Here is a 12,458-nt window from a genome sequence, read left to right on the forward strand (position 1 = left end):
GAGGAGGGGGCTCTTCGGCCCCTTTGACACCGGGGCCGGCGGCGGGTCGGTGCGTGCGCCGGCGCGCCGCCCGGGCAGGTATCCGGCCTGAGGACACCCCATAGGATCGAGCTGCCGCAGCGATCACGGGAACCGCTCCCCGGGGATCTACGGCCAGGCTCGCTCGGCACCAGTACCGCGCGCTGCGCAGGCCCGAACGACGGGCCGGCCCACCACCGACAGGAAGCAGCACCCCATGGAACCGCTCGGCACCGGCGACCCGATCCGGCTCGGCCCGTACCGCGTCGTCGGCATCCTCGGCGAAGGCGGCATGGGCAAGGTCTACCTCGGCCGCGACGGCGCCGGCCGGCCCGCCGCGGTCAAGGTCCTGCTCCCCGAACTGGCCGACGACCAGCACCTCGCCCAGCGCTTCCTGCGCGAGGCGCAGACCGCGCAGTCGGTCACCGGCAGCGGCGTCGCCCGCGTGCTGAACGCCCAGAGCGAGGGCAACCGCCCCTGGATCGCCACCGAGTTCCTCTCCGGGCCCACCCTCGACGACGCCGTACGCCGGTACGGCCCGCTCGGCGTCGACACCGTACGGGCGCTGGCCGCCTCGCTCGCCGCCACCCTGCGGGAGATCCACGCCGCGGGCCTGGTCCACCGCGACCTGAAGCCGGCCAACATCGTGCTCACCTCGGCGGGACCGCGCATCATCGACTTCGGCATCGCCCGTCCCGAGCACGGGCTGACCCTCACCACCACGGGCCAGGTGCCGGTCACCCCCGGATACGGCGCTCCCGAGCAGGTGCTCGGCCGACGGGTCGGTCCGGCCGCGGACATCTTCTCGCTCGGCGCGGTGCTGTCGTACGCGGCGACCGGCCGGCGCACGTTCGACGGGACGCATGTGGCCGCCGTGCAGTACGAGGTCGTGCACGGCGAGCCGCAGCTCGCCTCCGTACCCGAGGATTTGCGGCACCTGATCACGCCCTGCCTCGCCAAGGACCCGACGCACCGGCCGATACCCGAGCAGATCGAGGCTGCGTTCGCCCCACCGCGCGGGGCGGACAGGGCCTGGCGCAAGGGGCCGATCGCCGACGACATCGCCCGCCGGGCCGCCGAAGCCAAGCGGCAGACCGCGCTCGACGGGCCGGGGGCCGGATCCGGAACCGGGCCGTCCCGGCGCCGCCTGCTGCGCGGCTCGTTGGCGGCGGGCGGCGTGCTGGTCGCCTCGGGCGGAGCGGCCGGCTCCTGGTGGTTCCTGCGCGACGACACGCGCCCGCTCCCCGCCGCCGGGCCGGCCCGCACCGCGCGGCCGCTGTCCCTGCCCGTCACGAAGTACGGCCCGCCTCCGTCGCCCCTGTGGGGGCCGCTTGCGGTGGCGGCCAAGGCGGTGGACGGAGTGGTCACGACCCCGCTGCCGCTGCTCGACGTGGTCATATTCGCCGCCAAGGGGGGCGGTCTGGCCGCCCGCACGGCGCACGACGGCAAGGAGAAGTGGCGGCTGCCCGACGTGTCGCCGAAGGCCGGCATCCTCGCCCTGCCGGACCAGGGGTTCGTGACCGCGGACGCCGACGGTGCACTCCTCGGCTTCGAGGCCTCCACCAGCAGGCAGTCGTGGAAGGTGGCGGGCGCCGACACCGGCCGCGTCCTGGCCGCCGACGAGTCGGCCGTCTATCTGCTGACCCGCGATGGGCAACTGCGCGCTGTGGACACCCGCAGCCGCAAGGTCCGTTGGACGGTCCGGCTGACCCACGCCGCCGTACAGGGCACCGGGCCGCTGGCCGCGGCCGGACCCGGACGGCTCGTCGTGTCCGGCACGGACGGCGATGTTGTCGCCGTCGACACTTCGACGGGAGACACGGTCTGGTGGGTCAACGGCCAGGCGAAGTCCGCCGTCGCACCCTTCGTCGACAAGGACACCGCCTACCTGGGCGGCCGGAACCTGACCGCCCGCAACCTCGGTGACGGAAAGGAAAAGTGGAAGGCGGAGGAGGCGGAGCGCGGCACACAGCCGGGTACCGCCGGCTGGGGCCCGGTGGTCCCGTACGGCGATTACGTGATCGGCGTGGACGGCGCGGCGCTGACCTGGGTCAGGACCAGCACCGGCCTGCCCGTGCCGAAGGCCCACGGCGCGAAGGGCGCGCTCCCGCGCACCCTCCCTGTGGTGCAGGGCCGCACGGTCTGGGCGGTCGAGGCGGACGGGCACGGCGTGACGGCCTTCTCCGCCGAGCACGGCGCCATGTACTGGACCTGGGCGCCCGAGTCGCAGGGACCCTGGGCCGTGTCCGGCGCGGGGAACCGCGTCTTCCTCGTCAACGACGGGAAGCTCACGGCCATGCCCACCGTCGACTGATCGCCGACCGCCGGCTGATCCCCCCGCTGCCGCGGTTCCGCCCGCGGCAGCGCACCCGGTTCTCCCACGCCCCCGACCAGCGCTTAGGCTCGGTCCGGTCCGCCACTTCACCGGCCCCGGGGATCGCGCATGGAACGCCTACGCCAGGACGACCCGCCGTACATCGGGCCGTACACGACCCTGGCCCGGCTCGATGCCGATTCCACCGAGCACACCGTTCCCGAACGCCGCTACCTCGCGCGCACCGCCGACGGCGAGCGCACCGTCCTCGTCTGCGTGCCCCGGGTCGGCGCCGATCCGTCCCGGTGGGTGATCGAGGCCGAGGGGGCCCGACGGCTGTCCGTGGCCCGGTTCCTCACCGTCGCCGAGGTGGGCGGGACAGCCGGATTCCCTTGGTACGCGGCCCCGTACACGCCCATGCTGCCGCTGCCGGCCGTGCTCGCCGCGTACGGCGGCCCGCTGCCCGAGAACCTCGTCCGCGGGCTCGGCGCCGCGCTCGCGGAAGGGCCGGCCGCCGCGCACGCCCAGGGCGTGACGCACGCGGGCCTGTCACCGGCCGCCGTACTGGTCACCCCGGGTGGGCCGCTGCTGACCTGCTTCGGTGCCGTGCGGGCGGCCGCCCCCGACGGAATGCCGCGGTCGGGGCTTCCCGGGCTCGATCCGGGCTGTCTCGCCGCGGAACAGGCGTCGGGCGGCCGGCCCGGGCCGCTCGGGGACGTCTTCGCGCTCGGCGCCGTGCTGGCGTACGCCTCGACCGGTCACACCGTGCCCGAGCAGAGCGAACTGCCGCCGGGGCTGCGTCGCCTGGTGGCCGCATGCCTGTCGCGCGACCCCGCGGACCGGCCGACGGCGCAGGAGCTGCTGCGCGAGCTCGCGGCGCCGGCCGCGGGTACCGACCCCACGGAAGTCTCGCCGCTGCCGGACAGGACGGTCCTCGACCACACCGCTCCTCTGCCGCTGCCGGGCCGCGTCGTCGCCGCGCTCGCGGACCAGTCCGGATGGCTGCTCGGCATGGAACTGCCCGCCACACAGGAGCCGTTCACGCCGGCCCAGAAGGTGCACTGACCCCGATGCCCGCCGTAACGCCCCCGTATTCCCCGTACTCCCCGTACTCCCCGTACTCCTCGAACTCCCAGGAGTCCCCGAACTCCCCCCGCTCCCCGCTCGCGCCGCTCACCCACGAAGACCCGCAGCAGGTGGGCGGCTTCCGGCTGCTCGCCCGGCTGGGCAGCGGCGGCATGGGCACGGTCTACCTGGCCCGCTCGGCGGGCGGGCGCACGGTCGCGCTCAAGACCGTGCACGCCCGGATCACCGCCGACACCACCTTCCGCACCCGGTTCCAGCTGGAGGCGGACGCGGCCCGGATCATCGGCGACCGGTACGGCGCCCGCGTCTTCGCCTCCGACACCCTGGCCGCGACGCCCTGGCTGGCCGCCGAGTACCTGATCGGACCGCAGCTCGACGAGGCGGTCCGCACCGGCGGTCCGCTGCCCGAGCCGGGTGTCCGGTCCCTGGGCGCGGACCTGGCCCGGGCGATCGGCCTGCTGCACCGCTCGGACGTGGTGCACCGCGACCTCAAACCGTCCAACATCATGATCACGGCGGCCGGGCCCAAGGTCATCGACTTCGGTATCGCGCGCGCCCTCGGCGACGACCGGCTGACGAGCATCGGCGCGGTGGCGGGTACCCCCACGTACATGTCTCCCGAGCAGGCCGGAGGGCTGGAACACACCCCGGCGGTCGATGTGTTCGCGCTGGCCGGTGTCCTCGTCTTCGCGGCGAGCGGGCATGCCCCCTTCGGCGGCGGGCAGGCCGCCGACCTGCTCTACCGGGTGCGGTACGCGGAGCCCGACCTGAGCGGCGTCCCGGCGGGACTGGCGGAACTGCTGGCCCGCTGCCTGGACAAGGACCCGGCGCGCCGGCCCACGGCCGCCGAGCTGGCGGAGCTGCTCGCACCCGGCGACGGCCTCTTCGAGGACGGGCTGCCGCAGCCCGTCCTCGCGGAAATCGCCCGGCGTAGCGCGCTGGTCTGGCAGGAGCCCCCGCACCGGCTCCCGCCGCCTGCCGCGGAACCCGCCGCGGCAGGCGTCTCGCGGCGCAGACTGCTCACGCTGACCGGAGCCGCCGTCGGCGGCGCGGCCCTCGCCGGCGGCGGCCTGTGGGCCTGGCTGGCCAACCGGGCCCAGGACGATTCGCCGGGCGCCCAGCCCCCCTTGAAACCGGCCCCCACCCCACTGTGGACACGCGACATCGCGCACTCCGGCGAGGGCGGCGAGCCGCTGCGGGCCGGCGGCCTGCTCGTCGCGGTCGCCGGGATCACGACCACCGGCATCGACCCGCAGACGGGCGCACTCCGGCAGGACTTCAGCATCAAGCGCACTTGGCGCCTCGCCACCGACGGCACGGCGCTGTACGCCCTCAGGGAGCCCGACGCCCCGGACCCGGCAGCACTCACGGTGCTGCTCCTCCCCCTGGAGTCCGGGAAGGAGGAGTCGCCCGTCGTAAAGCTGCCCGCATACGACGGCACCCACGTACTCAACCAGCTGCTGTGCGTGGACGGCGGCACGACGTACCTCCTCGCCAAGTCCGCCGCGGGCAACGAGTGGTTCGTGGTCGCGGCGAGCCTGCAGTCCGGCCGCGAACTGTGGCGCCGACCCGCGCCGGCCCCCACCGAGTACTTCGTCACCCGGGAAATCCCCGTCGTGGTGCGCGGCAAGCCGGTGAAGGGCGGGCTGCTCCTGTGCCGCCGCGCGGACGCGGGCGACTCCCTGACCCTGACCCTGTACGACACCCTCAGCGGTGCGACGCGCTGGCAGAAGTCACTGTCCGTGCCGGGCGCGGTGCCCTACCGGCTGGCCGCGGACGAGGACCACGTCTACGTGGGCGCCGAGGCCCTCCAAGCGCTGCGGCTCTCCGACGGCGCGCCGGCCTGGTCCTTCGGCAAGGGCCGCGACCAGGGGAATCCCATGTACGGGCAACGCCGCTACGGCATCCCCACCGTCCGCGACGGGGTCGTCTACACCGTCGAGGGCACCCGCGGCATCGTCGCCGTGGACGCCCGCACCGGCACCGAACGCTGGTCGGAGGCCCCCGTGAAGGACGCCGTCCCCAACGGCAACATCGCCCCGGTCGCGTCCGGCGGCCACGTCTACACCATGGACAGCATCGGCCTGCGCGCGGTCGACATCCACACCCACCGCCCGGTCTGGCGGCACGAAACCCGCGCGGACACCCTGGCCTCCGACCCGGGCGCCACCCAGCTCTACGCCCGCGACACCACCAGACTCCTGGCCTTCCGCATCGACTAGCCAGGTGTCATCGGCTCGCTGAAGGGTGACTGGACAGGTCGGCGTGGGATCCTGCTGCCGCAGCGCAACAGGGGAGACGCACGTCACAGGAATTCGTGTCACAACTCGTCGAGCTGTTCTGTCAAAGATGTGTAACCGTCAGACAACGGCCATGGAGCGCATCATGGAAGCACGCCTCAACGCCTTCGCCAACCCGATCCTGGGCAAGGTTTTCAAGCACATCATCGCCGCGAGCAAGGTGCTCGAGGGCTCGACCCTGCCGGCATCGACACAGGAGCTGGTGAAGCTCCGCGCCAGCCAGATCAACGGCTGTGGTTTCTGCACCGACATGCACTTCAAGGACGCCGTACACGCGGGAGAGTCCGCGGAGCGCCTCAACCTGGTCGCGGCCTGGCGCGAGGCCACGGTGTTCACCGAGGCCGAGCGTGCCGCGCTGGAGCTGGCGGAGGAGGGCACCCGCATCGCCGATGCGGCCGGCGGTGTCCCGGACGCGGTGTGGGCGAACGCCGCCAAGCACTACGACGAGGACCAGCTCGCCGCCCTGGTGGGCCTCATCACCGTCATCAACGCCTTCAACCGGGGGAACGTCATGCTCCAGACGCCCGCGGGCGACTACCAGCCCGGCCAGTTCGGATAGCCGGGAGACGGGACACCGGCTGCCGCCCCTCAGGGGGCAGCCGGGGCCGTCGGTCTGGGTGGGCTCGGCGGCCGGGGCTGTAGTCGGCCCGTCCAGGTGCCGCGCGTACCCCTCGCCGGTCGGTGCAGCTCAGCAAGGCAAAGGGGGAGATGACGGCGCGCGACAGGTGTGGTGGTATCGCCAGTTGGGGCGAGACCCTTCCAGCGGTTCGAGCGTGCTACTGCCCTACCCGGCCGTCGATGCGTTCGCGCAGCAGATCGGCGTGCCCGCAGTGGCGGGCGTACTCCTCCACCCGGTGAACCCACAGCTCGCGGACAGCGGTGCCGCCCCGAACCACCCGTGCGCCGAGATCCGGATACTCGGCCAGCAAGGCATCGGTTGCCGCCTGTTCGCGAGCAAGATCTGCGAATGCGCCCTCGACCAGCGCCTGCTCCGCAACGGCTCCCTCGAAGTCGGCGTCACGTGCTCCGTACAGCTTCGGCGCCGGGTCACCTGGCAGAATCCAATTGCGCCAGTCCCGCTCCACCTCGGCAAGATGGCGGACCAGACCCAGCAAGGACATCGTCGACGGCGGTACCGACCGGCGCGCCAGCTTCTCCGGGTCCAATCCCTCGCACTTCATCTGCAGGGTCAGTCGATAGCCGCTCAGGAAGTCCTGCAGGGTCGCCAACTCGCCGTCCGGGCTGGCTCCGTCAGTGCTGCGGGGATCCTCGTCGGGGTCCGCCCACATGTCCGGGTATACGCTGGCCTGGGTCCACCGCTCGGGCACGTCGCTCACCGTGTTCATGGTGCCGAGGATGCTGAGCAGTGGTCCGACACGCAAGCGATTATCCAGGCGCGCAGGCAGAAGCCAGCGGACGCGGGCAGCGGTCGTGGAGGACCGTGACAGCATCCTCGGCGGCGACGGTAGTTCGCGCGGCGGTTACGACCGGGTGCCGGAGCGCTTCGGCACGTGGGCGGACAGCGCTTGGCCCAGCGTGATCATGCTCAGGCCGAACATCAGGACGCCCAGGGGGACATGGAGCGACGCCATGTGCGCGATGCCCAGGACCACCTGCACCGAAGCAAGTACGAGGAAGCCGGACGCGTACAGGATGGGGCGGGGCGAGCCGCCGCCCGGCCGCCATGCCAGGATCGCGGCGAGTACGTACAGCATCGATGCGCCGTACATCACGCGCGCGCCGATGCCGTGCAGTACCTCGCCGTGGGACGAGGACAACAGCAGTCCGGCGGTGGCCGCCTGGAAGAAGATGGCCAAGGTCTGCAGAGCTATCGCTACCTGCAGGAACGTGAGGCCGCGCTGTACTGCCGTCGTCTGGGTGGCCATGATGCGGTCCCCTCTTCTGCCTCGCGGCGGTTGATCGGTACTGTCTCGACAGTCCGACGACGTGGGCCCCCGAAATGTGAGGCGAAGCGCCGGCCTCACCGTCCTGTGCGGTGTTTCGCCGCATCGGCGAGAGCGGAAGCGAACGAGAAGAACCAGGGAGCGGTCGCCACCATGAGCACCCCATCCGAGCCAGGGCATGACCGGTCCGAGCCGGGCCTGAGCGCGATCGTCGGCGAGCGGCGCCAGCTGATCAATCTCGCCTACCGGATGCTCGGTTCGCTGGCCGAGGCCGAGGACGCCGTGCAGGAGACCTACGCCCGCTGGTACGCGATGTCGCGGCAGCAGCAGGAGGCCGTCGAGTCGCCCGGTGCCTGGCTGACGACGGTGGCCAGCCGCATCTGCCTGGACCTGCTCGGCTCCGCGCGGGTCCGGCGCGAGCGCTATGTCGGCGCATGGATACCTGAGCCGCTGCCTGACCGTACGGAGTGGATCAGCGGGGCGGCGGGTGGTGGCAGGGCTGAACCGGCCGACCCCGCGGACCGGGTCACCCTGGACGAGTCGGTGAGCATGGCTTTCCTCGTCGTACTGGAGTCGATGACGCCGGCCGAGCGCGTGGCGTTCATCCTGCACGACGTCTTCCGGTACCCCTTCGCCGAGGTCGCCGAGATCGTCGGCCGGACGCAGGCGGCCTGCCGGCAGCTGGCGTCCTCGGCCCGTCGGCGTGTTCGCGCCGCGCAGGCCCCGGCGGCTCCGACGGCCGGGCAGGCCGGTCTGGTGCGGCATTTCAAAGAGGCGTGGGAGGCCAAGGACATCGAGGCTCTCGTCGACCTCCTCGACCCCGACGCCACGATGATCGCCGACGGTGGCGGACTGGTCGGCGCCGTCCTCCGCCCGGTCGAGGGCAGCGAGCGCATCGCCGAGTACCTGATCCACATCGCCGCCAAGGCCCCCGGGCTGACACTCCTGGAGCGAACGGTCAACGGCCAGCCCGGCCTCGTCGCCCAGCACGCCGGTGTCACCGTGACCGTGGCGGCGTTCAGCCTCACCGGCGGCCGCATCACTCGCATCTGGGCGGTCCGAAACCCGGAGAAGCTCCGTCCGTGGACCGAGACCGGACGGGGCTGACCCGCGCCATCGCCGGCACGGGGAAGGCTCGGGTGCACTGCGACGGCAACCCCGGTGTCGGCCGGGATGCCCGGCACCGGAGTGCGTATGGCGGCGGGCGGCGGCCGGAGCGGCCCACGGGGGCGGTGCCGCGGACGGAATGCGCCTGCGGCCCGGACCGGCGGGAGAGCGTTACGCCCGAGCCGGCTTCCGAGGCTGGAGGCATCAGGTGCCGCTGAGCCCATGAAGACCATTCGAGGTCACCACCTGGGGCCAGGCCCGGTCGGCAGCTTGTGAGCGTCGGAGCCGCGGCCCGGAGGGCGGTCGGCGACGTCGAGGGTGAGGCCGTCGGGTTGCAGGATGGTGCGTGTGCTGAATGCGGGCGTGGTGCCCGCTGTCCGGGAGAGCCGGTAGCGACCGGCGACGGTGGCGGTGGCCCTGACCATCGCGACCGTACCGAAATGCGCCCCCAGGCAGTTCCGAGGCCCGCCGCCGAAGGGCATGAAGGCGTACTTGGGCAGGGGGTCGGCGGCGGAGCGGTCGATCCGGCGGTCGGGGCGGAACGCCGTCGGCTGGTCGTAGTGGCGCGCGTCCCGGTGAAGCACGAAGGGGCTGACGGCAACCCGCTGGCCCGGGCGCAGTGGATGGCCGGCGAGCTGGGTGTGCTGGTCGACGGTCCTTTCCAGCAGCCAGAGCGGGGGATAGAGCCGAAGCGTCTCCTTCACGACTGCCTCGGTGACGGCCAGACGGGGCAGATCGGCCGCGGTCGGCAGCCGGCCTGCCAGCTCCCTGTCGACCTCGGCCAGTACCTGCCGGTGCACCTGCGGGTGCTGGTCGAGGAGGAGGAAGAGCCAGGCCAGTACGGCGGCGGTGGTCTCGTGGGCGGCGAACAGGATGGAGACGATGATGCTGGTCGCTCCGTCGTGGTGGATGGCACCCTCGTCGCACGCGCTGCTCAGGAGGTCCGCAACCACTGCGGGGGAGCCGTCCTGCCGCGTTCCGCGTCGCCGGTGAATCAGGCGGGACACCTCGCCGGCCAGCTCCCGGCCGACGCGATGGAGGCGCCGTCTGCGCAGCGAGGGCCAGCGGGCGGGCAGGGGCACGGCGGCGGGCAGCAGCGCGTCCTGCAGGCGGCCCAGCCGGGCGGGGACCTGGCCGGTCTCCGGGCCCAGGCAGAATTCGGCGATGAGGGTGGCGCTGAGCTCTTCCAAGGCCGGGATCGCCTCGATCCTGCCCCGGGCCTGCCAGGTTTCTGCGTGCCGGGCCGTCGTCGCCGCGAGGCGGTCCTCGGCGGAGCGCAGGCTGCTGCGGTTCAGGCCGCGACCCGCCAGGCTGCGGGCCTGCATCCAGCGGGCCAGGTCCTGCGAGGCACTGCCTCCGTCGGTTTCCTCGCCCAGCAGGTCCCGGGTGATGGTGTAGGGGTGGCGGGCCTCGACGTCACCAGGTGTGACGCCTCGGGTCGGAAACGTCGCCGCCCGCGGTAGCGCCCTCCACGTGGCCCGCCCCGCACTGCGGCAGTGGGGCGTGCCCGGACGCATTCAGCGTCTCGCAGGTCAACTGGGGCCGACAGCCAGCATATTTACGCTGTTCCTTGACGGCGTCCTAACGTAATCTTGATGTCAGGTGTGCCGGGAAGTCTGGTCGGCGGTCAGAAAACATGGGCTGATCCATGTGCTCTGGCTCTCGCCGTGAGAGGCCTCCTTCCATGACCGTCATCCAGCCAGTGCCGTCTGCCCCCGTTCCAGGCGGTACCGTCCGTCGCGTGCCGCGCCGCTCGGTCCTCTTCTTCGCGTTCGCCTTCGCCGTGATCGCCGACCCTGTCTCTTCAGTCGCCTACGCCATCGAGGCTGCGCTGCGCGCCCTCCATGGTGACCTCGCGCTGCTGCTGCCGACGATGACGCTGGTGGTGGGGCTGGTCGTGGTCGTCACCGCCAACTACTGGCAGCTGGTCCGCCGCTTCCCCAAGGGTGGGGGAGCAGCCGCGGCCGCCGGGCGGGCTTTTGGGCCGCGCTGGACGTTCGTGCCGATCGGGGCCCTGGTGGTGGACTTCGTACTCACCATCGGCATCTCCATCGCAGCCGCCGCGAGCGCCGTCATCGCGCTCTTCCCGGAGCTGGCGGCGTACCGGATCCCGCTCGCCCTGCTTCTGCTGCTGGTGGTGGCCGGGCTGACGTGGTTCGGGCATGGCGGCAGGCTGCTGTTCGCCGTCATGACCGTGCTCTTCGTACTCGTCTGCGTCGCCGTGCTGGTACGCGGCTTCGTCTCGCCGCACGCGATCGGCGAGTCTCCGGCCGCCACCGACCCGGGCAGGTCCGCGGCCCTGGCAGTCGTACTTGCCTTCCCCGTCGCGATGGCCCTGGCCACCGGGGTCGAAGCCCCGTCCACCGCCATCGCCCAGCTCGGGCAGCTCGACGACACCCACCGCCGCCGCTTCGGGCGCGGCACGCTCGCCCTGCTGCTGGTCATCGTGGGCGGCCTGACCCTGGCCCTGACCGCGCTGGCGGTACGCCTGCACATCGGCATCCCCGGCGAGGACTCCACCCAGATCGCGGACATCGCGCAGGCGGCAGCCGGATCAGGCTGGCTCTACGGAGCCTTCCAGCTCACCAGCTCCCTGCTCCTCCTGGCCGCCGCCAGCTCCTCCTTCCAGGCCGGCCCCGGACTGCTCAAGGCCCTGGCCGGCACGGGGGATCGGCCGGGGGTGCTGCCCGCCGCCCTCGGCCGGACCAACCGGTACCACACCCCGTACTGGTCGGTCGTCGTCTACCTGGCAGCCGCAGCCGTCATCATCGTGGCCGCCGCGGGTGAGGAGCAGGAACTGGTGCTCTTCTACGCGGTCGCCGTCTTCGTCAGCTTCCTCGTCGGCCTGCTGGCCATGACCCGCTTCGCCCACACCGAGCGAAAGACCGCCCTGGCCTGGGCCAACGGGATCGCGGCCGCCGCCGTCGCGTTCACCCTGGCGGTGAACCTGCTGCGCGGCCGCCCCGTGCTCTCGCTGCTCGCCACGCTGCTCGTCGCAGGCGCGTTCTACCTCCGGTGGGTTCGGGCGGGGCGCCCCAGCGGCATCGAGGACGTCGAGGCTGCCGCCGAGGCCGACTGACCCGCCTGCCCGCCGCACCGTCGACGGGCTCCGGTTCCACCGGATGCGCTTCCGTTCCGTCGTGGGGATGTCCTCGGCGGGTGATCGCCAGTACACAGGCGCCCCAGGGGTACCGGGATCCAGGCTCAGGGTCCCGGAGCTCAGATGGGCGGGCCCGATCAGGACGAAGCCGTGCGCCGCCCGGAAGGTGGCGAGGGGCGTAGCCGTTCAGCACGTGGCCGCAAGCACTCGGGTGGGCGGTATGTGGCGGGTGACCCGGCCGTGGCCTCCCCCGCTGCGCCCGTTCGTGCACAGCTATGCCGGCTTGGGGAAGCGGCGGCCGCGCCCTATCGGGTGCGGCTGGTTCCCACAGGTCGGGCGGTCGCGGTGATCAGCCTCGGGGAGCCCTTCGCCCAGGTCCGCCGGCTCTTCCTCAGCGAGATGCGCAGCGGGCGGTCACGGTATGAGTTGGGCTGTCAGGGCGCTTTTCGCGTTGAGCCAGTCGGGGCTGGTGATGCTGTAGAGCGCGGAGTCGCGGAACAGCCATCGCGCATGACCATGTGCCGGCGCAGGACCGAGCAATAGTCAAGAGTTGTGGGTGGGGTCCTCCGACGCGGTGATCTCTGCTGCCGCGAGCCTGGCGTCTTCGCGCACCTGTGGGTCGGGGTGGC

The 12,458-nt window shown here is 72.5% G+C and carries 9 protein-coding genes; 6 read left to right on the forward strand and 3 right to left on the reverse strand.

Annotation, left to right across the window (positions count from 1 at the left end; translation table 11 throughout):
- The first annotated feature begins 235 nt into the window (after positions 1–235).
- From AB0I68_RS33550 to AB0I68_RS33565, 4 genes are all read left to right on the forward strand, one after another.
- The gene (locus AB0I68_RS33550; RefSeq protein WP_363181159.1) at positions 236–2,332 is read left to right on the forward strand and encodes a protein kinase; all 2,097 of its coding nucleotides are present in this window, start codon (positions 236–238) and stop codon (positions 2,330–2,332) included.
- A 129-nt stretch (positions 2,333–2,461) separates the two neighbouring features.
- Positions 2,462–3,397 carry a serine/threonine protein kinase gene (locus AB0I68_RS33555; RefSeq protein WP_363181160.1) on the forward strand — a complete coding sequence of 312 codons (936 nt, stop codon included), beginning with the start codon at positions 2,462–2,464 and terminating at the stop codon, positions 3,395–3,397.
- Positions 3,398–3,402: 5 nt separating this feature from the next.
- The gene (locus AB0I68_RS33560; protein ID WP_363181161.1) at positions 3,403–5,640 is read left to right on the forward strand and encodes a protein kinase; all 2,238 of its coding nucleotides are present in this window, start codon (positions 3,403–3,405) and stop codon (positions 5,638–5,640) included.
- Positions 5,641–5,803: 163 nt separating this feature from the next.
- Positions 5,804–6,277, forward strand: a complete 474-nt coding sequence (locus tag AB0I68_RS33565; RefSeq protein WP_363181162.1) for a carboxymuconolactone decarboxylase family protein — start codon at positions 5,804–5,806, stop codon at positions 6,275–6,277.
- Between the two features lie 217 nt (positions 6,278–6,494).
- Here AB0I68_RS33565 and AB0I68_RS33570 read toward each other — a convergent pair whose 3' ends face one another.
- Together AB0I68_RS33570 and AB0I68_RS33575 are read right to left on the reverse strand one after the other, a co-directional pair.
- On the reverse strand, positions 6,495–7,064 hold the full coding sequence (locus AB0I68_RS33570; RefSeq protein WP_363181163.1) for a DinB family protein: 570 nt from the start codon (positions 7,062–7,064) through the stop codon (positions 6,495–6,497).
- A gap of 135 nt (positions 7,065–7,199) precedes the next feature.
- Complete coding sequence (locus tag AB0I68_RS33575; protein WP_363181164.1) at positions 7,200–7,604, reverse strand: hypothetical protein; 405 nt, start codon at positions 7,602–7,604, stop codon at positions 7,200–7,202.
- A gap of 171 nt (positions 7,605–7,775) precedes the next feature.
- Between AB0I68_RS33575 and sigJ the strand changes: the two genes are divergently transcribed.
- Positions 7,776–8,729 (forward strand): RNA polymerase sigma factor SigJ, encoded by a 954-nt coding sequence (gene sigJ / locus AB0I68_RS33580; RefSeq protein ID WP_363181165.1) that lies wholly within the window; start codon positions 7,776–7,778, stop codon positions 8,727–8,729.
- Between the two features lie 239 nt (positions 8,730–8,968).
- Here the strand turns inward: sigJ and AB0I68_RS33585 are convergent, their stop codons facing one another.
- Complete coding sequence (locus AB0I68_RS33585) at positions 8,969–10,246, reverse strand: cytochrome P450 (RefSeq protein ID WP_363181166.1); 1,278 nt, start codon at positions 10,244–10,246, stop codon at positions 8,969–8,971.
- A 224-nt stretch (positions 10,247–10,470) separates the two neighbouring features.
- Here AB0I68_RS33585 and AB0I68_RS33590 point away from each other — a divergent pair, with 224 nt between their 5' ends.
- Complete coding sequence (locus AB0I68_RS33590) at positions 10,471–11,808, forward strand: amino acid permease (protein WP_363181167.1); 1,338 nt, start codon at positions 10,471–10,473, stop codon at positions 11,806–11,808.
- Positions 11,809–12,458: the final 650 nt, after the last annotated feature.

Origin of the sequence: Streptomyces sp. NPDC050448 (assembly GCF_040655295.1) — a bacterium.
GTDB lineage: Bacteria > Actinomycetota > Actinomycetes > Streptomycetales > Streptomycetaceae > Streptomyces.

What these genes read in the sequence shown, in the direction of transcription:
- AB0I68_RS33565 (WP_363181162.1), top strand. Translation starts at nt 5,804, where the DNA reads ATGGAAGCACGCCTCAACGCCTTCGCCAACCCGATCCTGGGCAAGGTT.
- AB0I68_RS33550 (WP_363181159.1), top strand. Translation starts at nt 236, where the DNA reads ATGGAACCGCTCGGCACCGGCGACCCGATCCGGCTCGGCCCGTACCGC.
- AB0I68_RS33575 (WP_363181164.1), bottom strand. Translation starts at nt 7,604, where the DNA reads ATGGCCACCCAGACGACGGCAGTACAGCGCGGCCTCACGTTCCTGCAG.
- sigJ (WP_363181165.1), top strand. Translation starts at nt 7,776, where the DNA reads ATGAGCACCCCATCCGAGCCAGGGCATGACCGGTCCGAGCCGGGCCTG.
- AB0I68_RS33560 (WP_363181161.1), top strand. Translation starts at nt 3,403, where the DNA reads ATGCCCGCCGTAACGCCCCCGTATTCCCCGTACTCCCCGTACTCCCCG.
- AB0I68_RS33555 (WP_363181160.1), top strand. Translation starts at nt 2,462, where the DNA reads ATGGAACGCCTACGCCAGGACGACCCGCCGTACATCGGGCCGTACACG.
- AB0I68_RS33585 (WP_363181166.1), bottom strand. Translation starts at nt 10,246, where the DNA reads ATGCGTCCGGGCACGCCCCACTGCCGCAGTGCGGGGCGGGCCACGTGG.
- AB0I68_RS33570 (WP_363181163.1), bottom strand. Translation starts at nt 7,064, where the DNA reads ATGAACACGGTGAGCGACGTGCCCGAGCGGTGGACCCAGGCCAGCGTA.